Source organism: Cyclobacterium sp. 10D3-21 (assembly GCF_055809755.1).
In genome coordinates this window covers 2,859,073-2,885,462 of record NZ_CM147924.1, presented here as the reverse complement: position 1 = coordinate 2,885,462, position 26,390 = coordinate 2,859,073, and the positions used below count along the sequence as shown (strand labels likewise).

The 26,390-nt window shown below is 38.7% G+C and carries 26 protein-coding genes; 24 read left to right on the top strand and 2 right to left on the bottom strand.

Annotation, left to right across the window (positions count from 1 at the left end):
• The first annotated feature begins 38 nt into the window (after positions 1–38).
• From AC0L7T_RS11695 to AC0L7T_RS11650, 10 genes are all read left to right on the top strand, one after another.
• Positions 39–638 carry a YdeI/OmpD-associated family protein gene (locus AC0L7T_RS11695; RefSeq protein ID WP_473342817.1) on the top strand — a complete coding sequence of 200 codons (600 nt, stop codon included), beginning with the start codon at positions 39–41 and terminating at the stop codon, positions 636–638.
• A gap of 45 nt (positions 639–683) precedes the next feature.
• Positions 684–1,328, top strand: coding sequence for a YdeI/OmpD-associated family protein (locus tag AC0L7T_RS11690; protein ID WP_473342816.1), 645 nt, complete (start codon positions 684–686; stop codon positions 1,326–1,328).
• Positions 1,329–1,364: 36 nt separating this feature from the next.
• The gene (locus AC0L7T_RS11685; protein WP_473342815.1) at positions 1,365–1,907 is read left to right on the top strand and encodes a DUF1697 domain-containing protein; all 543 of its coding nucleotides are present in this window, start codon (positions 1,365–1,367) and stop codon (positions 1,905–1,907) included.
• A gap of 137 nt (positions 1,908–2,044) precedes the next feature.
• Positions 2,045–2,860, top strand: coding sequence for an alpha/beta hydrolase (locus AC0L7T_RS11680; protein ID WP_473342814.1), 816 nt, complete (start codon positions 2,045–2,047; stop codon positions 2,858–2,860).
• A 38-nt stretch (positions 2,861–2,898) separates the two neighbouring features.
• A complete protein-coding gene (locus AC0L7T_RS11675; RefSeq protein WP_473342813.1) occupies positions 2,899–3,606 on the top strand; it encodes an O-methyltransferase in 708 nt (235 codons plus the stop codon).
• A 107-nt stretch (positions 3,607–3,713) separates the two neighbouring features.
• Complete coding sequence (locus tag AC0L7T_RS11670; RefSeq protein WP_473342812.1) at positions 3,714–4,172, top strand: DUF1569 domain-containing protein; 459 nt, start codon at positions 3,714–3,716, stop codon at positions 4,170–4,172.
• A 206-nt stretch (positions 4,173–4,378) separates the two neighbouring features.
• Positions 4,379–4,723 carry a hypothetical protein gene (locus AC0L7T_RS11665; protein WP_473342811.1) on the top strand — a complete coding sequence of 115 codons (345 nt, stop codon included), beginning with the start codon at positions 4,379–4,381 and terminating at the stop codon, positions 4,721–4,723.
• A complete protein-coding gene (locus AC0L7T_RS11660; protein WP_473342810.1) occupies positions 4,716–5,177 on the top strand; it encodes a DUF1801 domain-containing protein in 462 nt (153 codons plus the stop codon). Before AC0L7T_RS11665 ends, AC0L7T_RS11660 begins: the two co-directional genes overlap by 8 nt.
• 209 nt (positions 5,178–5,386) lie before the next feature.
• The gene (locus AC0L7T_RS11655) at positions 5,387–5,899 is read left to right on the top strand and encodes a hypothetical protein (RefSeq protein WP_473342809.1); all 513 of its coding nucleotides are present in this window, start codon (positions 5,387–5,389) and stop codon (positions 5,897–5,899) included.
• Positions 5,900–5,905: 6 nt separating this feature from the next.
• The gene (locus tag AC0L7T_RS11650; protein WP_473342808.1) at positions 5,906–7,306 is read left to right on the top strand and encodes a carboxylesterase family protein; all 1,401 of its coding nucleotides are present in this window, start codon (positions 5,906–5,908) and stop codon (positions 7,304–7,306) included.
• A 16-nt stretch (positions 7,307–7,322) separates the two neighbouring features.
• Here AC0L7T_RS11650 and AC0L7T_RS11645 read toward each other — a convergent pair whose 3' ends face one another.
• Positions 7,323–8,210 carry a LamG-like jellyroll fold domain-containing protein gene (locus tag AC0L7T_RS11645; protein ID WP_473342807.1) on the bottom strand — a complete coding sequence of 296 codons (888 nt, stop codon included), beginning with the start codon at positions 8,208–8,210 and terminating at the stop codon, positions 7,323–7,325.
• A gap of 234 nt (positions 8,211–8,444) precedes the next feature.
• Between AC0L7T_RS11645 and AC0L7T_RS11640 the strand changes: the two genes are divergently transcribed.
• On the top strand, positions 8,445–10,022 hold the full coding sequence (locus tag AC0L7T_RS11640) for a sulfatase family protein (protein ID WP_473342806.1): 1,578 nt from the start codon (positions 8,445–8,447) through the stop codon (positions 10,020–10,022).
• Between the two features lie 21 nt (positions 10,023–10,043).
• Positions 10,044–13,871: a PVC-type heme-binding CxxCH protein gene (locus AC0L7T_RS11635; protein ID WP_473342805.1), complete on the top strand. Its 3,828-nt coding sequence runs from the start codon at positions 10,044–10,046 to the stop codon at positions 13,869–13,871.
• Here AC0L7T_RS11635 and AC0L7T_RS11630 read toward each other — a convergent pair.
• Positions 13,868–14,497: a hypothetical protein gene (locus AC0L7T_RS11630; RefSeq protein ID WP_473342804.1), complete on the bottom strand. Its 630-nt coding sequence runs from the start codon at positions 14,495–14,497 to the stop codon at positions 13,868–13,870. The two genes, AC0L7T_RS11635 and AC0L7T_RS11630, sit on opposite strands and share 4 nt — an antisense overlap.
• Before the next feature lie 279 nt (positions 14,498–14,776).
• Here AC0L7T_RS11630 and pdeM point away from each other — a divergent pair, with 279 nt between their 5' ends.
• The 12 genes from pdeM to AC0L7T_RS11570 all read left to right on the top strand — a co-directional run bounded on the left by pdeM (position 14,777) and on the right by AC0L7T_RS11570 (position 26,385).
• Positions 14,777–15,460 carry a ligase-associated DNA damage response endonuclease PdeM gene (gene pdeM / locus AC0L7T_RS11625; RefSeq protein ID WP_473342803.1) on the top strand — a complete coding sequence of 228 codons (684 nt, stop codon included), beginning with the start codon at positions 14,777–14,779 and terminating at the stop codon, positions 15,458–15,460.
• A gap of 42 nt (positions 15,461–15,502) precedes the next feature.
• Complete coding sequence (locus tag AC0L7T_RS11620) at positions 15,503–16,393, top strand: cell division protein FtsX (RefSeq protein WP_473342802.1); 891 nt, start codon at positions 15,503–15,505, stop codon at positions 16,391–16,393.
• A 4-nt stretch (positions 16,394–16,397) separates the two neighbouring features.
• Positions 16,398–16,601: a DUF3098 domain-containing protein gene (locus AC0L7T_RS11615; protein WP_473342801.1), complete on the top strand. Its 204-nt coding sequence runs from the start codon at positions 16,398–16,400 to the stop codon at positions 16,599–16,601.
• A 5-nt stretch (positions 16,602–16,606) separates the two neighbouring features.
• On the top strand, positions 16,607–17,401 hold the full coding sequence (locus AC0L7T_RS11610; protein ID WP_473342800.1) for an undecaprenyl-diphosphate phosphatase: 795 nt from the start codon (positions 16,607–16,609) through the stop codon (positions 17,399–17,401).
• Positions 17,401–18,090, top strand: coding sequence for a tRNA pseudouridine(55) synthase TruB (gene truB, locus AC0L7T_RS11605; RefSeq protein ID WP_473342799.1), 690 nt, complete (start codon positions 17,401–17,403; stop codon positions 18,088–18,090). The genes AC0L7T_RS11610 and truB overlap by 1 nt, the downstream gene beginning before the upstream one ends.
• A complete protein-coding gene (locus AC0L7T_RS11600; protein ID WP_473342798.1) occupies positions 18,077–19,030 on the top strand; it encodes a bifunctional riboflavin kinase/FAD synthetase in 954 nt (317 codons plus the stop codon). Before truB ends, AC0L7T_RS11600 begins: the two co-directional genes overlap by 14 nt.
• A complete protein-coding gene (locus tag AC0L7T_RS11595) occupies positions 19,020–19,715 on the top strand; it encodes a CoA transferase subunit A (protein ID WP_473342797.1) in 696 nt (231 codons plus the stop codon). Before AC0L7T_RS11600 ends, AC0L7T_RS11595 begins: the two co-directional genes overlap by 11 nt.
• A gap of 12 nt (positions 19,716–19,727) precedes the next feature.
• Positions 19,728–20,396, top strand: a complete 669-nt coding sequence (locus tag AC0L7T_RS11590; protein ID WP_473342796.1) for a 3-oxoacid CoA-transferase subunit B — start codon at positions 19,728–19,730, stop codon at positions 20,394–20,396.
• Between the two features lie 59 nt (positions 20,397–20,455).
• Entirely contained in the window at positions 20,456–20,794 is a 339-nt protein-coding gene (gldC, locus tag AC0L7T_RS11585) for a gliding motility protein GldC (protein ID WP_473342795.1), read from the top strand.
• 617 nt (positions 20,795–21,411) lie between these two features.
• The gene (locus AC0L7T_RS11580) at positions 21,412–24,303 is read left to right on the top strand and encodes a TonB-dependent receptor (protein ID WP_473342794.1); all 2,892 of its coding nucleotides are present in this window, start codon (positions 21,412–21,414) and stop codon (positions 24,301–24,303) included.
• Positions 24,304–24,316: 13 nt separating this feature from the next.
• Entirely contained in the window at positions 24,317–25,783 is a 1,467-nt protein-coding gene (locus AC0L7T_RS11575) for an SGNH/GDSL hydrolase family protein (RefSeq protein WP_473342793.1), read from the top strand.
• Positions 25,784–25,788: 5 nt separating this feature from the next.
• The gene (locus tag AC0L7T_RS11570) at positions 25,789–26,385 is read left to right on the top strand and encodes a nucleotidyltransferase family protein (protein WP_473342792.1); all 597 of its coding nucleotides are present in this window, start codon (positions 25,789–25,791) and stop codon (positions 26,383–26,385) included.
• Positions 26,386–26,390: the final 5 nt, after the last annotated feature.

Here is a 26,390-nt window from a genome sequence, read left to right as displayed (position 1 = left end):
GATATTTTAGAGTACACTTATTTTAATCAGCTGTTGCTATGAATACTGATGTCAATTTTTATTTCGTCAAAGCCAGAAAGTGGCAAGCAGAAATGAGTCTATTAAGAAAGGTCATTTTGGAATTCCCATTGACCGAAGAGTTAAAATGGGGTGTTCCCTGCTACACAATGCCCTCAAAAACCTCTGAAAAGAAGCATAATAATGTGCTTTTGATTCATGCTTTTAAGGAGTATTGTGCTGTATTGTTTATAAAAGGGGCACTACTAATTGATACCGACAAGGTCCTTGTCCAGCAGACTGAAAATGTGCAGTCAGCTAGACAAATGCGATTTACAAATGAAGAAGAGGTGAACAGGCTTTCACCAACCTTAAAAGTTTTAATCGAAGAAGCCATTTCAATAGAGAAAAAAGGCTTAAAAGTACCAAAGAAAAAAACAACAGAATATGCCATTCCTGAAGAATTTCAGATGGAACTAAATAAAGATCCTGGCTTACAGGCTGGTTTTAAATCACTTACTCCTGGGAGACAACGGGCCTATCTATTGTACTTCTCTTCTGCAAAACAATCTAAGACCCGATTCACAAGAATAGAAAAATACAGGAACAATATCCTTAATGGCAAAGGCTTGGATGATTAAAAGACCAATTGCTCCAAATAAAATCAGTAAAACGAAAAGAAATCCATGAACTTAGGTGTTGACCATTATTTAAAAGATGGCTGTGGGCGTTGCCCATTGGGAGCTACCCCCGCCTGTAAAGTCAATAACTGGCAGCAAGAGTTGAAATATCTAAGAAAAATCATTCTTAGCTGTGGCCTGACGGAACAGATAAAGTGGGGCGTTCCTTGTTACACTATTCATAATCCCAAAACAAGCAAGTCAGAAAGCAACGTACTAATAATGAGTGCTTTTAAAGAATTTTGCGCAGTAAGTTTTTTTAAAGGGGCTTTGCTCAAAAATGCGGACAATATCCTTGAAAAACCTGGTGAAAACACACAGGCAGCTCGAATAATAAAATTTACCAATCTCCAGCAAATATTGGATAAAGAAGGTCAATTGAGAAATTGGATCTTTGAAGCCATAGAAGTAGAAAAATCAGGTTTAAAGGTGAAAATAAAGGATACCTCCAATGAAGTTTTGCCCGAAGAATTAAAGTCAAAATTTACCGAATATCCAGACTTTAAACTGGCTTTCAAGGCATTAACTCCAGGAAGGCAGAGAGGCTATATTTTGTATTTTTCGCAACCAAAACAGTCCAAAACCCGGGTTTCCCGAATAGCAAAATGTATCCCCAATATATTGGATGGAAAAGGTCTTCAAAACAAATAGCTTAATAAAAAATTCAATAAATTCACACCAAAAAACATGGAGAAGAAAGTCGCGATTTTAAGAGGAATTAATGTTGGCGGAAAAAGAAAAATCCTAATGGCAGACTTAAAAGCCTTGTTTGAAAAATTGGGATTTAAAGAGGTCTTGACCTATATTCAAAGTGGAAATGTTATTTTCACTTCTGAAAATAAAACTAGCAAAACCGAAATGGCCGATTCAATCGAAAAATCAATTAAAAGTGAGTTCGGCTTCGATGTTCCGGTCATTGTAAGAGCTGCTCAGGAATTACACAATACTTTTAAAAACAACCCTTTTTACGGGGAAGCTGGTACAGAAATTTCCAAACTTCACATAACATTCCTAAACAATGAACCTGAAAAGGAACACCTTGAGAAAATTCAAAGATTGGATTTTAATCCTGATAAATTCATAATTAAAGGAAAAGATGTTTTCATTTATTGCGAAGGCAAATACCATCAGTCCAAGTTAACCAATAACTTTTTTGAGAGTAAACTTAAAACCTCTGCAACTACAAGGAACTTAAAAACCGTCAAAAAACTTTGCGAATTAAGCCTATAAACCCACCCAATGAAAAAGGATATGAACTCATTGCTAATGAAATCCTTAATTATTTTAAGTAATTTAAAAATTCAATTGACATATTTTTAAAAATCAAGCATTTATAAACTCCCAAAATATTTAACCAAACTTATCCCATGAAAAGAATTGTATTGATTTTATGCTTTGCCTTATCGGCATTGTTTACCTATGCGCAGGGAGACAACTATGAAATCGCTGAGAACATCCCGTACTATAAGAATGAAATAAGAAAATCAGACGCTTACTTGTCTGAACGATGCGTTCTGGATATTTACTACCCAAAAGGCGTAGAGAATTTTGCCACAGTAGTATGGTTTCATGGGGGAGGAATTACAAATGGTAAAAAAGAAATCCCTGAAGCCCTAAAAAATAAAGGTATAGCTATAATTGGTGTCAATTATAGGTTATCCCCAAAGGTGAAAGCCCCCGAATACATTAAGGATGCGGCAGCAGCGGTTGCCTGGGCCTTTCAAAACATAGCGGACTATGGAGGAGACCCATCTCGTATATTTGTCTCCGGACATTCTGCAGGTGGGTATTTGGCGAGTATGATAGGTTTAGATAAATCTTATTTAGGAACCCATGGAATTGACGCTAATGACATTGCCGGATTGATTCCATTTAGCGGCCACACGATTACCCATTTCACGGTGCGTGGGGAACAGGGGATTCCTGGAGAACAACCAACCATTGATAAATATGCGCCGCTATTTCATGTTCGTAAAGATGCTCCTCCGCTTTTATTGATTACCGGGGACCGTGAACGCGAACTTTTGGGCAGGTATGAGGAGAATGCCTATCTAATGCGTATGATGAAAGTGGTGGGACATAAAGAAACTGTCTTGTATGAAATGGATGGATATGGACATGGCATGACGCATCCTGCCTTTCCTTTATTAATCAATGAAATCAAAAGAATTACGGAAAAATAATCCTTGCTAAATTGCAAGTCTCTAATTGTGCAGCTACTTTGAAAAAGGGATGCATTGATGTAAAATACAAAGCCTTAAAAAACCATTTTGGATTAGAAAACCAGTTGGTCGAAAATAAAAAAATAAATTTAGCTAAAACCATACCTATGGATCAGTCCAATATTAAAGACATTCCCTCAGCATACCCAAAAATTCAAGCCAAATCGGAGGAAATTGGCTTTAGCATGCCCTCTGATTTGTACATTGGCAGTTTGCTAAAAACACTTATTTCCTCTCGTAAAAATGCCAATATTTTGGAATTGGGTACAGGGATTGGTTTGTCATTGGCCTGGATGGTGGATGGATTGGGAAAAGATGGTTTACTTACCACCATTGATAACGATCCTAAATTAACGAAAATTGCGCAGGACTTTTTTGGAACAGACCCAAGGCTTTCTATCCTTTGTGAAGATGGCGAAAAATGGATAAAAGGCTATTCGGGCCCGCAATTCGATTTAATCTTTGCCGATGCATGGCCAGGGAAATACAGCCAGATAGATGAAATATTATCTATGATAAAAGTCGGTGGCTTTTACATAATTGATGACATGAATCAACAGACAAACTGGCCAATAGGACATGCGGAAAAAGCCGAAAACCTAGTTAAATACCTTGAAAAAAGAGAAGACTTTAACCTAACCAAAATGAATTGGTCAACGGGTGTAATTCTTATGACAAAAGTAAAGCAGACTAAGGGAAAACATTAATATTTCAAATATAAACCTATCCCAAAGAACCGTAAGAAATCGCATTTAGAGGACTCGTTTTGGTCTAAAAATCGTAAATAGCACATTCAAACTTTAAGGACATTAAAATGGCTTTACCCAATATATTTAACAAAAGTGTGACCGATGAAATGATTGCACGAATCAATAAGCTGAAAGCGGATACAAAACCTGCATGGGGTAAAATGTCGGCTCCTCAAATGCTTGCCCACTGCAATGTGACATATGAAATGGTGTACGAGAACAAACACCCCAAGCCAAATTTTTTCTTGAAGTTTATTTTAAAAACTTTCGTAAAAAACATAGTTGTTGGAGAAAAGCCATACAAACGCAATTCCCAAACAGCTCCGGCTTTCCTGATTACAGATTCAAGGGATTTTGATTTAGAACGTAAAAGGCTCATCGATTACCTGAAACATACACAGGAACTAGGAGAAGAAAGCTTCGACAATAAGGAATCTCATTCCTTTGGCAAGCTTAGCAAAATAGAATGGAACAATATGTTTTACAAGCATCTTGACCACCATTTGACGCAATTTGGGGTTTAAATAATTTTACTATATTCTTTTTTTTCCAAATTCGAGAGGTGCTAACAAAATGTATCGGTCCAAGCCTAGGAATTTAAACGCTCCAGAGATTTTAATTTAGGAAACATCATTTGTAAATTATACTTCTTAAATACTTATAAATTTGGGTAGGTTAGAATTTCAACACTGCTTATAGAGGAGTTGGTAAAACATAGAATAATTTAACGATGAATAGGCCTACAAATAAAAATCTTTTACCCTTCCCGGAATTTGCTAAACGGGTTATCAATTATGGATCCATTGCTTCTGCCATTCTTATAATCTCTCTGGGAATAGGCATATTGGGTTACCACTTTATTGGTGAATTGGAATGGATCGACAGTTTGTACAATGCATCAATGATATTGACTGGTATGGGGCCTATTGATGAAATGTCTACTGACGCAGCCAAGATATTTGCTTCAGGCTATGCGCTTTTCAGTGGCGTAATATTTTTAAGTACAGTCGCCATTTTTTTTGCTCCTTTTGCGCACAGGTTGATGCATTTATTCCATATAGAATCAAATGATTAAGGCTAAAAAATCAATTCCTTATAATCATTTGATCCGTACAGAAAACTTGTCCTATACTATTAATACCATCAAACAATCCCTTAACCAATTGAAGAAAATAGACTCTTTTTACCACAACACGCCTGAACCTGAGCGAAGTGTATTTTTGGCTATCAGTAATTTCATACTATCTCTGGATGGAAATATCAGCACTGATTTGAAATACGGCATGCCCTTTTTTAGCTTTAAGAATAAAATGTGTTGCTACCTGTGGAAAGACAAGAAAACAAATGAACCCTATATCGGAATTGTTGAGGGAAATAGAATTAACCACCCCCAACTAGAAAAAGGCAATCGAAGTCGGATGAAGATTTTACGCGTTGACCCTAATTTAGACATTGACATAGAGACCATCGGTGAGATATTAAACAGCGTAATTGCCCTATATAAAGATGGGACCATCAAAATCAAATAATTGAAGTGCTCAATTTTCTGCAGGGATTTTGGTAGCAAAAATAGCTAAGCTATTATAATCAGAATTTCAATCTAATGTTAGTCATTCACCAATAAACAAATGGTAATAAAGCCTTTAGAAAGTTAAAATTCCCACTATATATTTCTATTTTCCACAGTAATCGCCTATTATAGTGGTTAATTCTTCCAACTAGCCCAAAAGGACCAAACATGCAATTTTACAATTACAAGCGAAGAGATTTACGCGTTGGAGCACACCTTTTAGGTGCAATCCTACTATTGATAAGTGTTTTCGTCTTACTTAGTCCCCTTTTTATTGAAGCTGGAGATAATTTGCAAAAAACCTTATGGGTTGGATCAATTTCTTTCATTATTGGACTCCTTATTATCAATACCTATGAGGGCACCTTGATTAATCTTGATGACCATAAAGTCAAGGATTACTTTTCATTTTGTGGTTTTAAAACTGGAGATTGGAGAAAACTACCTTTGGTTAAAACCATCAAGTTGGTCCCAATAGAACAAAAAACCACCAATACACCGAATGGAATAAGTCCGACCTTTAGCACGATTAAATCCAGTTATGAAATCATCCTCTTTTTTGCTCCTGAACATCCTACTTATGCCTTTTCCTATACCAATAAATCTGTAGCTCAAAAGAAGTTGAAACTACTATCAGAAAAGCTTTTGGCAGATGAAATTCATGGAATCAACGTAAATTAAAATTTTATGAAGCGATTGTTTTTCTTGTTCGGTATATTTTTCATTGGGTTGCTCCTTATTGCAATCCTATATCAAAACATTTTACTTTATTTTATTAGCAATTCCATTTATGGACTTCCTTCCTTCGGAAATTGGTTCTTGGTTGTTACAAGCATGGGCATGGTTGCCAATGGCTTTGGACTTGCCTATTTTTATCACAAAGGGTACAACCAACCCCTTCTTTTAGGTGCATTATTGGCTCTTCTTGAGATTTGCCAAGGCATTATTTTATATTTAATTGTTAATAACAATGCATTTGCGCAATTGGAATCTTACTTTCTTTATGTAACTGGATTTAAATTGATTGCCGGACTTCTATATGGTTTCAGCCTGGTTCTATCTAAAACAAGGAAAGTTATTTATTTGAAGGTAATGGGCATACTCATTTTGATTATAGTCGGAATAGCTTTGGCCATTTTTTCTCTGGTAGTGAAATATCCAGCCCTGAAAGAAAACGAAACCATAGAATTCATTTCCTTGGGGTTATCCTTTGCAGGGCTATTAATACCAATACCCTTGGCGCTTTTGTTTTACCATGAATCAAAGGGAAGCAAAGAAAATGAAGAAATAAAAACCAACCCTGATCCTTATTATGCCCTTGCGGTACTGGCGGTTGTGCTTCTCCTTATATTTGGCGGAAAAATAGGTACCCAAGCCTATTGGAAAACACACATTTCTCCCATTGCAAAAAGGCTTGCAAAACCTTTTGAACATAGAATATATACCAATAAAAACGGTGATAAATTAAATTACCGTTTGCTCACTCCCTACCAATTAGACTCTTCAATGGCCTATCCCCTTGTTGTTTCTTTGCATGGTGGGGCAGGTTGGGGTACAGATAATTTCAAGCAAATTGAAGGATCACTGTTTGCCAGAATGTTTTCAAAAATAGAAAACAGAAAAAAATACCCTGCATATATTCATGTACCACAGGCTCCATCAGGTTCTTCATGGGGAAATCTGCCAAACCATACCACAATAGACAGCTTGGTATTTGAGTCCATCAAGGCTTTAGAGAAAGAATTTAAAATTGATAAGAAGAGGATATATGTTGTCGGACATTCATTGGGAGGATATGGGGCCTGGCACTTTATTGAAACAGCTCCTGACTTATTTGCGGCAGCTATTCCAGTAGCAGGGAAAGGTAACCCTTCAAAAGCTTCAGCATTGGCCAATTCCAAAATATGGGCTTTTCATGGAGCCAATGATAAGAATGTGCCTGTAAGTGGTTCAAGAGACATGATAGCGGCAATAAAAAAAGAAGGTGGCCACCCAAAATACCACGAAAGTCCCAATGCAGGCCATGGCTGGGAAATTATCGATGAAGAACCAGGATTACTGGATTGGCTTTTTGAGCAAAGGAAATAAAACCACTTAACCAGGCTTAATCCTGGTTAGCCATGAAATCATTTTCCACCATTGTTTGCTGAAAAATCTCATCTATCTCTTTCTCCTCTAAAACCTTGTCAAAAACAGCCAATCCTCCAATTAGTCCATTGAAAAAATTCCCCATCCCTCTGGAAAGTACTACTGCCCCCACTGTGAAATCCGAACCGTTATTTCCTATACCCTCTTTAAAAAGATAGGGGTTTTTGGAATGAACCAGGCCATCAGGAAGTCCTTCAAAACCTTTGGTATTATTAATAGGCTCAGGTGCTCTTTCCTGAAACTCCCCATCTAAAAAGGCCTTAATGTATTCACCATCATAGGTAAAAGCAATATAGTGCCATTTCCCTTTGGTTAGTTTTTGCTTACTTGCTGCATAATCGCAACTGTAAGGAAATGGTGGTGTAGGGCCACCCGAATAAGAAATATGGCCACAAACCTGAGCTGCACCATTATAATGTGGGAGGTCTACAAACAATCCATATTGGCGTTTACCTCCATCCGTATATTCATTCCACATTCCGCCGACAAATCCAGTTTTGCCTTCCCACTTTACCCATGCCATTACCGTAACACCCTGATTTTTACCATGGATATTGAGTTTATCCGTTTTTTCATGAGGCAGAGAGAAATAGGCCTCATTTTCCATTCGAACTGAATATCCTGACAAAGGCCCTTCAGCTACTCTTTCCACTTTTCCATTCATTTCCTTGAGTGGAAATTCTCCCTTGCCTACAGCTAACCTTTCATGGCCTGCCTCTTCTTCAAAACCCCAGGCAGCTACAAGGCCTTCCCTTTCTTGAAGTTGAGTCAAGAGGTTACTTTCCTTACAGCTGAGTAGAAAGAATGCAGGAATTAAAAAATAGGCGTATTGTGAAAATCTCATAGCAGGTAATTTATTAGTTGATCAAATATAACAAAGGGACCCGATTCCACAAAGGCTATTGCCAGTCTCAAACTCTTTCTGTGTTTCTTTTAACTTATTACAATTCACAGCAGGGAAATTGGAAAATAAAATTTGTAGTAAGGTTTTGCACTTAACTATTCCTAGATCACCCAATATTCTATATATTGTTCACTTCTTTAGGTATTTATAATTAAAGAAATGAAATTCATCAATATGAAAAGACTACCTTATCTGCCATGGATGTTAAAAGTTTACTTTTTTTTCGTCCTTGTAGTTTTAGCAGGATGTTCTGGGAAGCAAGTGGTTGAAATAGAAGAAGCCAAAGCGCCTAATATACTGTTCATTTTCACAGATGACCATGCCTATCAAGCCATAAGTGCTTATCAGAGCCGGTTGGCAGATTTGGCCCCAACCCCCAATATTGACCGTATCGCAGCAAACGGTATCCTTTTTAACAAAGCTTATGTAACCAATTCCATATGTGCTCCTTCAAGAGCTTCAGTACTCACTGGTACACATAGCCATGTAAATGGGCATAGAACAAATGGGGATACATTTGACGGCAGTCAAATCACCTTCCCCAAGCTGCTCAGAGAAAACGGTTATAATACCGCATTGATAGGCAAATGGCACTTAAAATCTGTTCCCACAGGTTTTGACCATTGGGAAATTCTTCCCGGACAAGGGCACTATTACAACCCAGATGTTATTTCAGCAACAGACACCAGCATAGTAAAAGGATACGTCACAGATATTATTACGGACAAATCTTTGAAGTGGCTCTCCGAAAATCAGGATAGTGGAAAACCATTTATGCTAATGTTGCAACACAAAGCACCTCACCGAAAATGGGAAAAAGGACCTGAGCATTTGGATCTTTATGAAGACGTTACTTTCCCGGAACCAGAAAATTTATTTGATGATTATGCTACCCGAGGTACCGCGGCCAAAACACAAGACATGAGTTTAAATAAAACCATGGATTTGGCTTCTGATTTAAAGATATGGACAGATGACAATAAAAATGGTCCAATATTTAAGCGTACCTATGAGAGGATGGATGATGCACAACGCTCCAATTGGGATGCCACCTATGACCCTATAATTGAGGATTTCCAAGGTAAAAACCTCAAAGGTGATGACTTAATCCGTTGGAAATACCAAAGGTACATGAAGGATTACCTTGCCACTATAAGATCAGTGGATGACAACGTAGGCCGTGTATTGGATTACCTAGAAGAAAATGGCCTCAGCGAAAACACTTTGGTGGTTTACACTTCTGATCAGGGGTTTTATTTGGGAGAACACGGTTGGTTCGACAAGCGTTTTATGTATGAAGAATCTTTCAGAACTCCCCTATTGATGCAATGGCCAGGAAAAATCCCGGAAGGGATTACCAGTAACAAACTGGTTTCTAATCTTGATTTTGCCCAGACATTTCTCGACTTGGCAGATGTGCCTGCCCCAGACCGTATGCAAGGCCGAAGTTTAGCCCCTTTGATGATGGGGAATGAACCACAAAATTGGAGGGAATTTCTTTATTACCATTATTATGAATTTCCTGCTGTTCACAGTGTTAGAAAACACGAAGGTGTAACGAGTGAAAGGTATAAATTAATGCATTTTTATGAATTGGATGAATGGGAACTCTATGACCTTGACGAAGATCCAATGGAAATGAATAATATCTACAATGACACTTCTTATGACTCCATTAAAACGGCCATGACGGATCGTTTAAAAAGGATTAAGACCCAATATGGAGTGATCGTACCCAAAAGCAATTATTAAATCAAAACAAAGCCTAAAACCATGCGAATAACCTATTCTCTAGTCCTGATTGCATTCATTGTTTTCGGTTGTGGAAAAAACATTAAAAATGAAGAATCCAAAGCATTAACCGGAGCTGATAGCCTTATTGTTAAGCTTGGCGAATCAAATGAACAAATACAGGTTTTTAGGAAGGGAGAATTGGATCAACCAATACTAACGCAGGTGGTGGAAGCAGGTTTCAGACCCTACATTCACCCACTAGTGGCTCCAGATGGAAAAGGCATTCTGACAGAGAAAAGCCCCGATCATCACAAGCATCAAACGGGTATCTATTGGGGTTTTACCAGGGTAAATCAAAGGGACTTTTTCCATAATCCAGGAGCAGACTATTGGAGAAAAGTCGCTGTGAACCTATTGGAAGAAGAAGGTGAAAATGTGTCCTGGCAAACGGTCTATGAAATGCTGGACAGCCTGGGTAATCCATTAATGACAGAAACGCAGACCTGGACATTAAAAGCTCAAGGGGAAGAATACCTTTTGGATTTGGATTGGAATGGTAAGGCACAACAGGACATTAGGATAGGCAAGTATGATTATGGTGGATTATTTGTCCGCATGCCCTGGAAGGAAGGCATGAGCGCAGCAATCACCAATACTACCAGGCATATAAATGAATTGGCCGAAGGGAAAAATTCAATGTGGATCAACCTGGGCATGCAGGTAGAAGGAAGAGAGAACATGGCCAATATTGCCCTGTTTGATCATCCTGACAATAAGGCTTACCCACAAAAATGGAGAGTAGACAGCCAATTTGGGATGGGACCTGCTTATACAAGGGACGAGGATTGGGAAATTGATAGCGGTGCCAATGAACACATTAAACATAGGCTATTTTTCTACACCGAAGAATTCAATGATGTAGCTATTACTGAGGCCTGGGCCGAATATACAGATCGAAAAGGCAAGTACAACACTGCCTCATTGTGGCAAATGGCCAGAGATGAAGGTAGAAAAGCCAAATTTTTAAATCCGCAGGAAGCAGTAGGTGAAATGACAATAAAACCTGGTTTTAAGGTCAATGTATTTGCTTCAGAGCCAATGATCACCCAACCCATGGCATTTTGTTGGGATGATAAAGGAAGGCTTTGGGTAGCTGAAAACAAAGATTATGAGTCTCGCCAACATGGTTTTTCAAACAGTGGTAACAGCCGCATTTTAATTTTGGAAGACAGCGATGGAGATGGTCAAGCGGATACCAAAAAAGTGTTTATGGAAGGCCTGGCCTTTCCTGCTGCATTGGCAGTGGGTTTTGATGGGGTATATGTAGGTGCGCCACCAAACCTCCTTTTTATCCCCGACAGGGATCAGGATGACAAAGCAGATATAAATGACATCGAAGTATTGCTTACTGGGTGGGGGATAAGAGACCGACATGAAACACTAAACAGCTTACATTGGGGGCCTGATGGATGGCTTTATGGTCTTCAAGGTTTTGCTACACCTTCCAAAATAAGAAAACCGACCGAGGAGGAGAAAACAAAATTGTATTACCATAAAGACCCCTTCCCTGAAGACTTATTAGAAGCCGATGGTGTGGATATTAATGGTGGCGTTTGGCGGTATCACCCTACAAAACACAATTTTGAAGTAGTGGCTCACGGATTTAGTAATCCCTGGGGAATAGATTACGATGCCAAAGGCCAACTCATTATGTCAGCATGTGTAATACCCCACCTTTGGCATGTGGTTCCTGGCGGTATTTATCATAGACAGGGAGGACAGCATTTCAATCCCTATATATATGAAGACATTAAAACAATCACCGATCATAGTCATCGCTCAGCCCACGGCGGCGCTCGAATCTACCAGTCAGATGCTTTTCCTGAAGAAGAAAGAGGTAAAGTTTTTATGGCCAATATTCACGAACATGCTGTTTTAACAGATAAATTGGTTCCAAATGGTTCGGGCTTCGTAGGCAAACATGCCGATAATTTCTTAATGGCCAATAATGCACAGTGGGTTGGCTTTAGTATGGAAGTAGGCCCTGAAGGCGGGGTTTATGTATTGGACTGGCACGATGCTGATATTTGTGGGCAAGAGGTGCTTAACGGTGAAACAGGAAGGGTTTTCAGAATAATGCCCGAAAAGAGCTTGGCTGAAAACTGGAAAGGCCGATATTCAGACCTCAATTTACTTTCTGATTTAGAACTGGCTGAATTGCAAACCAGTGAAAGTGATTGGCATGCCAGAAGAGCCAGAGGTGTCCTTCAAAAAAGGGCTGTCACTAGCGAAATAGAAGAAAAAGCGATAAAAGCCTTAAAGAAACTTTTTGCGAATGAAGAAAATTCCGACTTACGATTAAGAGCCCTATGGACTTTGCATCAGACGGGAAATTGGCAACCAAGTGATCTGATTCAGAACCTAAAGGATAGTGATCCTTATGTTCGTTCCTGGTCAATTCAATTGCTTTGTGAAACCAAAAACCCACCCGAGGAAGCCCGAAAATTGTTTCTGGAAATGGCCAAAAGTGACCCCTCACCTACTGTACGGCTTTACCTGGCTTCTGCATTACAAAGGATTCCTGAAAACTGGAAATGGGACCTGACAGCTGATTTATTAAGCAGAAAAGAGGATAGCAATGACCATAATATTCCCAAGTTAATTTGGTTTGGCATATCTGACCTAATTGAGAAGGATGCCGAAAGATTCTTAGAATTGGCTAACCAGTCAGAAATTCCGTTGCTTACCGGGTACATGGCAAGAAGAGCCGTGGATGGTGATCAATTAAAGCCCCTCGTTGCCAGCATCCAAAAGGCCACAACCAATAAAACCTTATTACTTGAGGGTATGATCAGTGGAATGGAAGGAAGAACAGATTTAATCGTGCCTGATAATTGGAAAACGCTGGAGAGTCAATTAAAAGGCAACAATGCCACGGGCAGGCTTACTGAGGACATTAGTGCACTCTTTGGTGATGCTGAAGCTACCCAAAAAGCCCTGGCCAATTTACAAAACAGTTCCGTAAGTCAGGCAGACAAAATAAAGTCCTTGCAATTATTGGCTGCCAGACAAAAAAATGAACTGGTTCCCTTACTTCTTGATTTATTTAAAGATGAAGGCTTACGCACTACAGCCATAAGAGCTGCAGCAGCATTCAATAATGATGATTTGGGCAAAGCACTGATAAAAATGTATCCAAATGCTTCAGCTGAGAACCAAGTAGAAATCCTTCAAACCTTGTCCACACGACCCAGTTATGGCAACTTACTTCTTGATGAAATAAAAGCGGGAAATATTGTCAAAAAAGAAATCCCTGTTACCTTAGCCAGACAGCTTCACCGTGTAATAGGTAGTGGATTTGTAGAATTTTGGGGTCCCATAGAGCATGTGCCCAATGATGCGGCTGCCTACGACAGCTATCGGTCAATTTTGACAACAGAAGCATTGAAAAAAGCAGACCTTAAATCAGGAAAACAGCTTTTTATGCAATCTTGCGGCACTTGTCACAAAATATTTGGTGAGGGGGCTGAAATTGGACCTGATCTTACAGGTTCTAATCGGGGGAATACTGATTATATTCTTTTGAATGTTCTTGAGCCTAGTGCTGAAATTCAGGACGCCTATAAATTGGTAGTCATCACGACAATGGACGGCCGCACTTATGCCGGCAATGTAGTCGCAGAAAATCTCAAACAACTTACTTTAAAGATTGCTGGGCAGGAACCGGTGAAGATTAATAAATCAGCGATTCAAAACAAAGAGGTTACCAACGTTTCATTAATGCCACCAGGCTTATTTGAATCACTTTCCGACAAAGAGGTGGTTGATTTAATGGCCTACTTAAAAAGTCCAAAAAAAATTAATTAATAGAAACCAGTGCTAAATTTAATTCTAATACCTGCTGAATTGGTCAACAAATGGCTCCATTTTGAGGATAGGTCTCCCCAATGAGGTTGATCGCCAAGGTAATATCCCAAGTCATAAGATAGCTTGTAATAGATGGCCAGATTTGAGTTCAAGTCAAAATTTACTCCTACTTGGGGCACAAGAATAGCTTTGGTGAAAACCTTGGTTGCCCTTTCCGAAGAAATGACAACTTTCTGATCTGATTTTAGATTAATAAATTGAAAACCTACTTCTCCTCCAGAAAACAAAGAAATGTAATCACTGATAAAATAATCATAGCGAAACAAAGCTTTTGTTTCAAATAGTTGTTGGAATTGAGAGGACAAGCTTTCTTCAGTAATGATCCTATTCAGATTAAAAACACCGAAATTAATTCCATAATTAAAAGAATGAGCCAAACGGTAATCATTCAATTGGTGATTAAATCCGAGCTCATATCCTATTGCAGGTTTATAAGTATCCTTTTGCTCGCCTAGCAATACCTTTTGCGTAAGTCCGCCACTTATTTCAATTTGTTGCGCCAAAACATTGTCTACGGACAAAAATAACAAATAGCTTAAGAGAGTGATAATGGCTATTTTCTTCATGAATTTTAATCTCCTATGATCCTGGTTTGAAATAATTTGAATTTCTAATACCGCCAATGAGAAGACAATTTCTATTCCAATATTGATGGAATAGAAATTTTTAAAAGAATAGGCTTTTTTTGAAAAAAGTGACAATTCTGGGTAATCTTTATTCCATTAAAATTCGACATACAACTCAAAGGCAGCATTTAAAAATGCTTCTTAAGCGCTAAGAATTGATAAAGGGTGTCTCTTTACCCAAAGAAAAAACTACCTTTGTGAGCAAAATTTCTAAAGCCTTTGACAACATTCGACAACGGAAAATACATTTGGGATCATGAGCTGGTAACCTTGCATTTATTAAAGGAAAAAGCCATTTGGTTAGCGAATGAGAATACTCTCTTATTGGCCGACACTCATTTTGGTAAGGCCTCTCACTTTCGCAAGGCAGGTATTCCTGTTCCTGAAAATATTCATTTAGAAGATTTTGCCCGAATCCATGAACTACTGAGCAGCACAGGAGCGTCAAAAGTGATTTTCTTAGGTGATCTGTTTCATAGTGATGCCAATGAAAGTTGGTTTACCCTTCTTGAGTTTATTGAACTTCACCCCAAAATTAGTTTTCAACTGGTTTTGGGTAATCATGATATTTTACCCGAAAACCTTTACCAAAACAGTCCATTAAAAACACATTCAGGCGGTCTAATATTGGGAAATTTACTTTTAAGTCACAAACCTCAGGAAGGACTCCCAAAAGATACTTTAAATATTTGTGGCCATATTCACCCTGGCATCGTATTAAAAAAAACAAGTAAACAAAGGTTCAGGCTACCCGCCTTTTATTACAAAAACAATTCATTGATCATGCCTGCTTTTGGCCAATTTACCGGCTTATTTTCCATGGATGTAAAAAGTGCTGAAAGCGTCATGGTTACCACCCCAGAAAGGGTAATTCCAATCAAATTAAATAATAAGGTTGGTTAAGTAAATATACCTGATTAATTTTGACAAACACATTATTATGTGATGGCCAAATTAAAGAGAAAAAAAACAAGGCTGGGGAGTTATAAATTCACCAGCGTACTATTCAGCATTACCCTATCTTTGCTAATGATGGGATTATTCGGTGTAATTGCCATTCAGGCAAAAAAGCTGACTTCCATCATCCGTGAAAATATAGAGGTGCAGGTATTTCTAAACAAAGAAATAAAGCAATCTAGTATTGATAAGCTTGTTGGACAAATGGGCAAAAAACCCTATGTCCTTCAAAAAGAAGAGGTACCGGTAATTAAGTTCACCAGTAAAGATGAAGCGGCAGAGGTTTTTCTAGAGGAAGTGGGTGAAGATTTCACCAAATTCCTTGACGACAACCCTTTAAGGGATTCTTTTACATTCTCAATTAATGAAGAATTTCAAACCCCTGAAAAAATTGATAAAATCGTAACAGAGATAGAAGCAATTCCGGGTGTTTTTGAAGTCACCTACATGCAAGACGTCGTTTCTTCCATAAATGAAAACCTGTTAAAAGTGGGTATTGTTTTGGGAGCTTTGATATTAATTCTACTGGTTACGGTGGTTATCTTAATAAGCAACACAATAAAATTAGCCTTATTTTCACAACGGTTTTTAATCCGAAGCATGCAATTGGTAGGTGCCACTAAAGGATTTATCAGAAGGCCGTTTTTGTGGAGAGCTTTCTTATATGGTGCTTTGGCTGGCGTAATTGCATCAGGCATTATTTTTAGTCTATTGGAATATGGTAAGAACTTCATTGAAGGTTTACAATTACTTTATGACATAGAATTGCTTGCCATGTTATTTGGCACCTTAATTTTATTAGGGGCGCTTATGTCCTGGTTAAGCACGTACCGCTCCATCAATAAATACCTCAACATGTCTTTAGACGAATTATACTAAGAATATGAAAAACAATCCATTGCCTTTTTCGAAAAAAAATTACCAGCTTATGCTTATAGGCATAGCCATTATCGTGGTTGGTTTCACCATTATGGGAATGGACAATACCCTTCATGGTTTTGGATTTATGGGTTTGACCTTAGGTCCTATCGTAGTATTGTCAGGTTTTCTTTTTGAATTTTACGCCATTTTTTATAAATCAAAATAAAAATAATGACCATTTTTGAAGCAATTATTTTGGGCATTGTTCAGGGCCTCACTGAATTTTTACCTGTTTCCTCCAGCGGCCATTTAGAAATAGCCGGAGCGCTGTTAGGAAGCCAATCTGTACCCGAAGAAAGTTTACTATTTACCGTCGTGGTTCATTTTGCTACAGCATTAAGTACAATCGTGGTGTTTAGAAAAGATGTAGCAGACTTATTGGCAGGGTTATTTCAATTCAAAAACAATGAAGAAACACAATTTTCTCTGAAGATTATTGTCTCTATGATTCCTGCAGTGGTTGTAGGTTTACTTTTTGAAGAACAACTAGAACAGTTATTTGGAGGTAAAGTGGTTTTTGTAGGTTTCATGCTGTTGATCACGGGCCTATTACTTTTCCTTGCTGACAAAGCAAAAAACACGGGTAAGCCAGTTTCCTTTTTTAATGCAGTAATCATTGGCTTAGCTCAGGCAATTGCAATGCTGCCAGGTATATCCCGGTCAGGAGCAACTATCTCCACTTCGGTTTTATTGGGAATAGATAAAAATAGAGCTGCAAGATTTTCCTTTTTAATGGTTGTTCCACTCATCTTAGGTAAAATCGGAAAAGATATCCTCTCTGGAGACCTTACCTACCAAAGCGATCAGTTTGGCAGTATGGCCATTGCATTTGTTGCTGCATTTATTGCAGGACTTGCGGCATGTACCTGGATGATCCAGTTGGTAAGAAGAAGCAAATTGAGCTATTTTTCAGTTTATTGTGTCATAGTCGGAATACTAGCCATCGTTGCTGGAACATATTATTAATGGACAATCAGCAAAAACCATACGGAGAAGTATTTCTTGTCAATAAGCCTTACCAATGGACTTCCTTTGATGTTGTAAAAAAACTTAGGAATGCGCTTAAGGTAAAGAAGGTAGGACATGCGGGCACCCTTGACCCTTTGGCCACCGGACTCTTGATTATTTGTGCAGGAAAAGAAACGAAGAACATAGAAAAATACCAGGCCCAAAAAAAGGAATATACCGGCACCTTTGTGTTGGGTAAAACCACTGATTCTTTCGATTTAGAACAGGAGGTTATAACTGTTGCAGATCCTTTCCATTTGACAAAAGAGGAAATTTTAAAAGCTGTTGCCACCCTTACTGGTGACATTATGCAAATTCCTCCGAATCACTCTGCGATTAAAAAGGACGGAAAGCGCGTTTACGAGTCAGCTAGGAAAGGCATAACCGTAATACTAGACCCCAGACCAGTTACGGTAGAAATATTTGAAATAACTAGTATTGAACTTCCCGAAATACATTTCAGAATAGTCTGTTCTAAAGGCACTTATATTAGAAGCCTTGCAAGGGATCTGGGAGACGCCTTGGGTGTAGGTGCCTATATGTCTGCACTTAAGCGAGATGCAATTGGTGAATACACTCTTGATAAAGCTTGGGAACTTGATCAATTGATAGAAAAAATCAAAAAAGAGCAAAATGAAAATTTATAAATCTCTTGATGATTTCCCTAATATTGAAAAACCTGTAGTCACCATTGGCTCTTTTGACGGTGTGCACCTTGGACATCAGAAAATACTTAAAAGGATCCATAAAATTGCCAAAACCATTCAGGGAGAAACCGTATTGGTCTCCTTTTGGCCACACCCAAGAATGGTATTATTTCCTGAATCCCACGGAATTAAATTGCTGTACAGTTTTGAGGAAAAGGCAGCACTTTTGGAAAGTTTTGGGGTAGACCATCTTTTAAGCATTCCTTTTACAAAGGAGTTTTCCAGAATGGAATCGAAGGATTTTATTGAGAAAATTTTAGTAAATAAAATCAAAACCAAAAAACTGGTCATCGGCTATGATCACAGATTTGGCAGAGGAAGAGAAGGTAGCTTTGCTCATCTGGATGCAGAGCAAGACCGGTATAATTTTGACCTGGAAGAAATCCCTCGAAAGGATATCGATAATATCGGCATAAGTAGTACTAAAATTAGAAAAGCGTTAGGGACAGGCAATATAGTTCTTGCCAATGAATTTCTGGGCAGGCCTTATAACCTTCAGGGAACAGTTATAGAAGGAGATAAAATTGGTCGGACAATCGGTTATCCAACAGCCAATATCCAACTTGAGGAACCCAATAAATTGGTACCCATGGATGGTGCCTATATTGTTAGGGTTATAATAGGTGAAGAATCCTATAAGGGCATGCTCAATATAGGCATGCGACCAACGGTATCAGGTGAACGTAAGAATATTGAAGTAAACATTTTAGATTTCAATCAAAATATTTACGGTAAAACCATCAATCTGCAGTTATTAGAATTTTTACGACCAGAAAAAAAATTCGAAGACCTTGATGCATTAAAAACGCAATTAAGTAAAGACCGAAAACAGGTGGTAGATTTCTTTTCAACGTTAAATAAGAAGTCTAATGATAAATAAAACTGTTAAAGACGGCATTGAAGCAATATCCGATATAGAGAATGGCGCTGTTATACTTATCGGTGGGTTTGGATTATGTGGCATTCCTGAGGCAAGCATCAATGCACTTCTAACCACAAATCTTAAGGATTTGACTTGTATTTCAAATAATGCAGGAGTGGACGATTTTGGTGTTGGATTGCTCATAAAGCAACACATGCTTAGAAAATTAATTTCCAGTTACGTTGGTGAAAATCTGGAATTTGAAAAACAATATGCAGCAGGAACGCTAGAATTAGAGTTGATCCCACAAGGAACACTAGCTGAACGAATCAAGGCTGGAGGAGCTGGTATACCTGCTTTCTATACACCTGCGGGTATAGGTACCCATATGGCTGATGGAAAAGAAGTAAGAGAGTTTGACGAACGTTTATTTTTATTGGAGCGTTGGATAAAAGCAGATTTTGCACTAGTTAAAGCTTGGAAAGGCGACACAGCTGGAAACCTGATCTATAAAGGAACAGCCCGAAACTTCAACCCACTTATGGCTACAGCAGGTAAAATAACAATAGCCGAAGTCGAAGAGCTAGTACCTGTTGGTGAGCTGGATCCCAATCAAATTCATACTCCTGGGATTTATGTGCAGCGTATTTTCCAGGGAAATAATTATGAAAAAAGAATAGAAAATAAAACCGTTAGAAAATAATCTTTACTAAGCATGCTAAGCAAAAAACAAATAGCTCAGAGAATAGCCAGTGAGATCAAAGACGGTCAATACATTTACCTGGGCATAGGCATTCCAAATTTGATTGCCAACTATCTTCCAGAACAGCTAGAGGTGGTTTTCTTATCTGAAAATGGCCTTTTGGGTATAGGCCCATATCCTGAAAAAGAGGATATGGATCCAGACATAATCAATGCCAGTAAAGAAACAATATCCATGGTTAAGGGTTCTTCTCTATTTGATTCAGCAGAAGCATTTGCCATGATTCGGGGAGGCCATATTGACTTATCCATTTTGGGAGCATTGGAAGTTTCAGAAAATGGCGACATCAGCAACTGGAAAATTTCTTCAGGACTTATCAAAGGTGTGGGTGGCGCATTGGATCTGGTAGCCTCAGAGGCCAAACTTTATGTGGCCATGCATCATTGTCACAAGGATGGTAGCTCCAAATTGCTCAAGCATTGCGAGATGCCCATAACTGGTATTAAATGCGTACAGAAGATATTCACTGACTTGGGGGTTTTCACAATTCTGCCTGAAGGTGGTTTTAAATTGTGCGAAAGAGCCCCAGGAGTAACTATTGAAGAAATAAAGGCTAAAACAGAGGGAAGACTTGTTATCAAGGGAGAAATAAAGGAAATGGAATTGTTTGCACAGGATTAGTAAAGGACCTTTGCCAATTCTTTCTTAATTTTGCATGAATTAATAGAATAATTATAAAAATGAAAAAATCTGAAATCAAATTTACCGTTTCACTTGACGAGGGTAATCTACCAAAGAGTATAGAATGGGATGCTACTGACAAAGAAACCGAAGGGCTAGAATCAACCAGAAGCATTAGTTTGAATATTTGGGATACCCTTAACCAAAGCACCTTAAGAATCGACCTTTGGACAGGAGAGATGTCAGTTGCAGAAATGAAAAGGTTTTATATTGACATCTTGGGTGGTATGGGTCAAAACATATTAAACAGTACTGGAGATGAATATTATTCCGAAGAGATTAAGGCCCTTTGCGACCGCTTGGTGAAACATGTTAACGAAGAAAACGAAAAGAAATAATTATTTTCATTCTCTATGAAAATAAAAGCAAATGGATAATCCTAAATGGGTTATCCATTTTTTGTTTTTGTAAAATAAATCTCTTCGTTTTAATATTCCCGTAAAACTATTTTGAGAGAACCTTCACCATTGATACCTATTACAATTCTTGTTGTAAAGGGGAAGCCTTCAGTCTATTTAACACCGCTTACCTATACTTTCAATGCGGAACAGTCTCTAATATTTCTTCTCCTTGGTGAAGGGACTTCTTGTAAAAGACTCAATCAAACTTCTATGCATCTAATTACAGAACATAAGGTTGAAACCTATGTTGCCTTTTCTAATTTCTGGTAGCTGTATTAAATTAATTTGGGAGTAAAACGCACAATTTTCCAAGAAAAGATTTACCGAAGAAAACACTTGATAGGGAACACTTTAAACAACCAAACCTGTATCAAAATAAATATTCAGCATTTTAGCTATCTTATTATTATATTAATTCGTAAATTTTATTGTAGATTATAGAACACATTTAGACGGATAACATCTTTGCGCTATTGTTTTCAATAATAATTGATCAGGATGATACGATGTAAATTGTTTTGCATTACCCATTTGACACCTAATCCCAAAGTGCCATGAATACGAACCAACAACAAAAGGGTTTCCATTATTATTTACTTTTTGTTTTGCTATTGATTGTCCCTGTAACCACCTCATTCGCACAGGAATCCACCACCATATCGGGGACCGTCAAAGACCAGGATACAGGCGAAACATTGATTGGTGTAAATATTCTCGTAAAAGGGAAAGTTTCGGGTACCATCACCGATGTAAAAGGTAATTTCTCTATTACTGTTAACAGTCCTCCACCCCTTACTTTGATCTTTTCAATGGTCGGTTTTGCCAGTCAGGAAGTACTCATTTCTACTTCTAATCCTTCACCTTTAGAAATCATTTTGGCGGAACAAACATTTTTGGGACAAGAAGTTGTAGTGTCTGCTTCTCGGGTAGAGGAGAGTATTCTTCAATCCCCGGTTTCCATTGAAAAAATGGATATTCTGGACATAAGGGAAGCACCTGGGGATTCTTATTACAAATCCATAGGCAATTTAAAAGGAGTAGACATCACGAGTTCTTCTATAAATTTTCAAATTCTAAATGCCCGAGGTTTTAACTCTACTGGTAATACCCGCTTTGTTCAACTTACCGATGGAATGGACACTCAGGCGCCCTCTTTGAATTTCCCCATTGGAAACCTCAATGGGCCTTCCGAGCTCGATGTAGAAAGTGTTGAATTTATACCCGGTGCCTCATCTGCACTCTATGGGCCAAATGCCTTTAACGGCATCCTACTGGTAAATAGCAAAGATCCTTTCGATTATCAGGGATTAAGTGCCTATTACAAACAAGGCGTCAACCATATCAGCTCGAATTCAGGTGAGCCTGGATCGGCACAACCTATGTACGAAGGGGCCATAAGATATGCAAAGGCTTTTAATAATAAATGGGCTTTTAAAATAAGTGCATCAATGATGCGGGCTGAAGATTGGTATGGCACAGATGAAACTGACCTTAATTCAGTTTCCCAAGGAGATTTACCATTCAACCCCGGAGCAAACCTTGTTCACACCTTTGGAGATGAAGTATCCAATAATATAGGCTTGTTTAGAAATGTGAGTGCTCTGCAGCAACAAGCCAATGCGCTTGGAATAGGGGCTTATATAGGAAGTATTCCTGACCAGGTTGTTTCAAGAACGGGCTACCCTGAAAAGAATTTGGTGGATTATGGTGCCCGAAATTACAAATTAAACGGTGCTTTACATTACCGAATTTCTGACAATGCGGAACTATTTTATTCCTTAAATTACGGTTCAGGAACTTCTATTTACACAGGTGCACAGCGGTATTCTCTTAATGAATTTTTCATTACCCAGCACAAACTGGAATTGAAAGGAGACAATTTTTTTGTCCGAAGTTATACCACCAGAGACAATTCCGGGAAATCTTATATCTCTGACTTAAATGGAATTTTGGTCAATGATACCTGGAAGGACAATTCAACATGGTTTGGTGAGTACACGTTAAATTACCTAGGGGCACTGGCAAATCAACAGGTTGTTCCAGGTACTTTAGGAACTGTTCAGCAGCAAACTGCTGCCCATCAATTTGCAAGGCAACAGGCAGACACAGGAAGGTACCTGCCGGGAAGTACTGAATTTAATACAACAGCAGAAAATATTCGTGCAGATTTCATTCCTAGTGGCTCATTGTTTTATGACCGCTCCAGGATGTATCTCACTGAAGGTCAATATGACTTCAAAAATGAAGTGGATTTTATTGACCTTCAAATAGGAGCTGCCTACAGGCTTTATGAATTGCGGTCCAACGGGACCATTTTTGCCGATGGCGGGGGAAACGACATCACTATTTCAGAAATAGGTGGTTATGCCCAAGCATCCAAACGTTTGCTTCAGGAAAAATTAAGGGTAATAGGTTCCTTAAGGTATGATAAAAACGAAAATTTTGATGGTCAGTTTAGTCCGAGAATTTCGGCAGTATTCACTGAAAACAATCATAATTTCAGGTTATCCTACCAAACAGGTTTTAGAATGCCATCTACACAAGCGCAGCACATTGACCTCAACGTAATATCTGCCCGGTTGATTTCAGGTTTACCTTACTATAGAGAGAAATATAAAATATATGAAAATGGATACTCATTGGCTTCCGTTCAACAATATACTGCTGCTGTAGCTGAAGGAGCCAGCCCAATTGCGGCATCTGCTACTGGGCTATTAGAACCAGTGACTTCCCTTCCCGCATTGAGTCCTGAAAAAGTTAAAGCGATAGAAGTCGGCTATAAGGGCTTGCTAATGGACAACAGACTATTAATAGATTTTGCCTACTATTACAATAGATACAATAATTTCATTTCTCAAACGGCTATTCGAAAAGCACCAGGACCAGTATTTCCTGGTGCTGACCCAAGTTCAGATGAAGGAGCCATTAATGCCATCAATGCACCTTCCCTTCTTACCCCAGTGACCACCCCAGGACAAGAGAATACCTTTCAATCCTACACCAATATTGTAGACAGAGAGGTGCGTGCGCACGGTTTGGTTTTAGGTATCAATTTTAATCTGCCTGGTAATTATACTATAGGTGGCAATTATAATTACAACAAACTATTAACTGAATTTGAGGCAGGGTATCTTTCTGAATTCAATACCCCTGAACACAAAACGAATATCATCTTTGGCAACCGAAAACTCACCGACAAATTTGGATTTAATATAGCCTATAGGTACCAGACTTCATTTAGGTGGGAATCTAGCTTTGCAAGAGGAAATGTTCCTGAAATCCATAATCTGGATGCTCAAATATCCTACAAAGTAAAAAGCATGAAATCCATCCTAAAATTGGGCGGGTCCAATGTGCTAAATAGCCGGTATTTTCTAAATTTTGGTGGCCCTACCACTGGCGCCATTTATTATCTGTCCATCACATTTGATGAATTGCTAAACTAAACCAATTAAAATCATGAAACGATTTCAAACGTTTTTTACCTATTTGGCCATTGGTTTACTCCTCTCCTGTCAATATGAATTTCCAGAACCTGACCAATTAACACCTGATTCCGGACAGGCGGATTTTACCAAAATGGTCACTATTGGAAGCTCAATTACCGCAGGTGTTATGGATGCTGCATTGTACGATAGGTCACAACAAAATTCCTTTGCCGTTATTTTGGCCAACCAATTGAAAGAAGCTGGCGGAGGAGATTTTAATGTCCCTGACATTAATGCACCCGTAGGAGATTTAATCCTCACGCCAACAGGTGGGAATTTAGGGCGTTTAATACTTACAGTGAATGCAAATACTGGCAGCATTTTGCCCTCCCCAATTGTACCGGGAAATGCAATAACGTCCTATACTGGAGATAAATCTGCCATTAATAATTTCGGGATAAGTGGGCTGTCTTTGGCAGGTGCACTTCTGCCTGCTTCCGGAAACCTACTAGAGCCTACCCATCCATTGTTCAACCCCTATTATGCACGATTTGCCAGTGACCCAGGAACATCAACACCTATAGTTGACGCGGCAACGGCATTGGCAGATGGAGGGACGTTTTTCGTTTTTTGGTTAGGAAAAAATGATGTTTTGCCCTATGCGTTGACAGGAGGTGCCATTCCCGAATTATTGACCAGTGAACAGGATTTTTCACAACGCTATCAAGTTGCTCTTGGAACCATACTTCAGGCCAACTCTGAAGCCAAAGGGGCTATAGGAAATATTCCCAATATTAATGAACTCCCTTACTTTAGTACAGTAACATGGAATGCTTTACCCCTATCGGACGGATTGGCCAACCTGGCCAATGGTGCCTATATTGGCTATAATTCTGGTCTGGACAACCTTGTAACCGCTGGGATGATTAGTGAAAGTGAAAGGGAGCTAAGAAATATTAATTTTGCTGCAGGACAAAATGGTTTTGTTATAGAAGATAAAACCCTGACAGATCTATCGGGCCTGGGATTACCTTCAATAAGACAAAGCAATGAAGCCGACAAAATTGCCCTAACGACCGGACAAATATTGGGTCAAACTCCTGGAAATGATCCCACTTTAATCTATGGTGTCACAGTGCCCATTGGAGACGGATACGTCTTGCTTCCATCTGAACAAGATTTAATGACCGAAAAGATAACTGCATTCAATCAGATTATTGCAGCAGCCGTATCCGCCAATGCCGATAGATTGGTTTTGGTTGATGCCAATAATTTTATGGACAATATTGGACAGGGGCTGGTATCAGCAAATACTGTACCCCTGACAAACTCCATAAGTCCCCCCAATGGTGTCTTTTCTACTGATGGTGTTCACCCAAATGCGAGAGGAAGTGCGGCGCTAGCGAATCATTTCATTACGACCATCAATGAGAAATGGAATAGTACCATACCGTTAACCAATCCAAATGCATTCATAGGCAACGATCTTCCACGTTAGGTTTCATGAAAACAGGTACCATCCTATTGGCTGCCGGGAATTCCAGTAGATTAGGAATCCCCAAACAGTTGATTAATTTTAATGGCAGTACCCTTCTGCAAAGCATTACTAGTATTGCCCTGAACGCCACATTAGAGCCGGTAATCGTAGTGGAAGGACATGATAATTACCCACTTATTCCACACCCAAGACTTAAAAAGGTGGTTAACATGGATTGGGAAAAAGGAATGGGAAGTTCCTTAAAATTGGGACTAAAAACGCTATTGGAGAATTATTTACCAGACCAGGTTTTGATTCTTTTATCAGACCAGCCAATGGTAAGTAAAGAATTGATTCAACAATTGATAGATTCAAAGGCAAATAGCAAATTACCAATAGCGGCTTCCTATTATCAAAATTCCCCTGGAGTTCCAGCCATTTTTGACAAGTCAGTTTTTGATAAGCTAAAATTAATGCCAGATAAGGAAGGTGCGAAAAAGATACTCATTTCCAATCCAGACTTGGTGTCGTTGGTCAATTTTGAAGCTGGAAAGATCGATATAGATACCCCTTCTGACTTGATCGCCTTCAAAAGGTCAGATTGGAGCCATTTTGACAGCTAAAAACA

Bases quoted from the DNA above. Each gene is read 5' to 3' on its own strand.
- gldC (WP_473342795.1), top strand. From the start codon at position 20,456: ATGAAAAAATCTGAAATCAAATTTACCGTTTCACTTGACGAGGGTAAT.
- AC0L7T_RS11690 (WP_473342816.1), top strand. From the start codon at position 684: ATGAACTTAGGTGTTGACCATTATTTAAAAGATGGCTGTGGGCGTTGC.
- AC0L7T_RS11695 (WP_473342817.1), top strand. From the start codon at position 39: ATGAATACTGATGTCAATTTTTATTTCGTCAAAGCCAGAAAGTGGCAA.
- AC0L7T_RS11610 (WP_473342800.1), top strand. From the start codon at position 16,607: ATGACCATTTTTGAAGCAATTATTTTGGGCATTGTTCAGGGCCTCACT.
- AC0L7T_RS11660 (WP_473342810.1), top strand. From the start codon at position 4,716: ATGATTAAGGCTAAAAAATCAATTCCTTATAATCATTTGATCCGTACA.
- truB (WP_473342799.1), top strand. From the start codon at position 17,401: ATGGACAATCAGCAAAAACCATACGGAGAAGTATTTCTTGTCAATAAG.
- AC0L7T_RS11685 (WP_473342815.1), top strand. From the start codon at position 1,365: ATGGAGAAGAAAGTCGCGATTTTAAGAGGAATTAATGTTGGCGGAAAA.
- AC0L7T_RS11580 (WP_473342794.1), top strand. From the start codon at position 21,412: ATGAATACGAACCAACAACAAAAGGGTTTCCATTATTATTTACTTTTT.
- AC0L7T_RS11640 (WP_473342806.1), top strand. From the start codon at position 8,445: ATGAAAAGACTACCTTATCTGCCATGGATGTTAAAAGTTTACTTTTTT.
- AC0L7T_RS11635 (WP_473342805.1), top strand. From the start codon at position 10,044: ATGCGAATAACCTATTCTCTAGTCCTGATTGCATTCATTGTTTTCGGT.
- AC0L7T_RS11645 (WP_473342807.1), bottom strand. From the start codon at position 8,210: ATGAGATTTTCACAATACGCCTATTTTTTAATTCCTGCATTCTTTCTA.
- AC0L7T_RS11595 (WP_473342797.1), top strand. From the start codon at position 19,020: ATGATAAATAAAACTGTTAAAGACGGCATTGAAGCAATATCCGATATA.
- AC0L7T_RS11655 (WP_473342809.1), top strand. From the start codon at position 5,387: ATGCAATTTTACAATTACAAGCGAAGAGATTTACGCGTTGGAGCACAC.
- AC0L7T_RS11650 (WP_473342808.1), top strand. From the start codon at position 5,906: ATGAAGCGATTGTTTTTCTTGTTCGGTATATTTTTCATTGGGTTGCTC.
- AC0L7T_RS11600 (WP_473342798.1), top strand. From the start codon at position 18,077: ATGAAAATTTATAAATCTCTTGATGATTTCCCTAATATTGAAAAACCT.
- AC0L7T_RS11570 (WP_473342792.1), top strand. From the start codon at position 25,789: ATGAAAACAGGTACCATCCTATTGGCTGCCGGGAATTCCAGTAGATTA.
- AC0L7T_RS11575 (WP_473342793.1), top strand. From the start codon at position 24,317: ATGAAACGATTTCAAACGTTTTTTACCTATTTGGCCATTGGTTTACTC.
- AC0L7T_RS11620 (WP_473342802.1), top strand. From the start codon at position 15,503: ATGGCCAAATTAAAGAGAAAAAAAACAAGGCTGGGGAGTTATAAATTC.
- AC0L7T_RS11680 (WP_473342814.1), top strand. From the start codon at position 2,045: ATGAAAAGAATTGTATTGATTTTATGCTTTGCCTTATCGGCATTGTTT.
- AC0L7T_RS11665 (WP_473342811.1), top strand. From the start codon at position 4,379: ATGAATAGGCCTACAAATAAAAATCTTTTACCCTTCCCGGAATTTGCT.
- AC0L7T_RS11670 (WP_473342812.1), top strand. From the start codon at position 3,714: ATGGCTTTACCCAATATATTTAACAAAAGTGTGACCGATGAAATGATT.
- AC0L7T_RS11590 (WP_473342796.1), top strand. From the start codon at position 19,728: ATGCTAAGCAAAAAACAAATAGCTCAGAGAATAGCCAGTGAGATCAAA.
- AC0L7T_RS11615 (WP_473342801.1), top strand. From the start codon at position 16,398: ATGAAAAACAATCCATTGCCTTTTTCGAAAAAAAATTACCAGCTTATG.
- AC0L7T_RS11630 (WP_473342804.1), bottom strand. From the start codon at position 14,497: ATGAAGAAAATAGCCATTATCACTCTCTTAAGCTATTTGTTATTTTTG.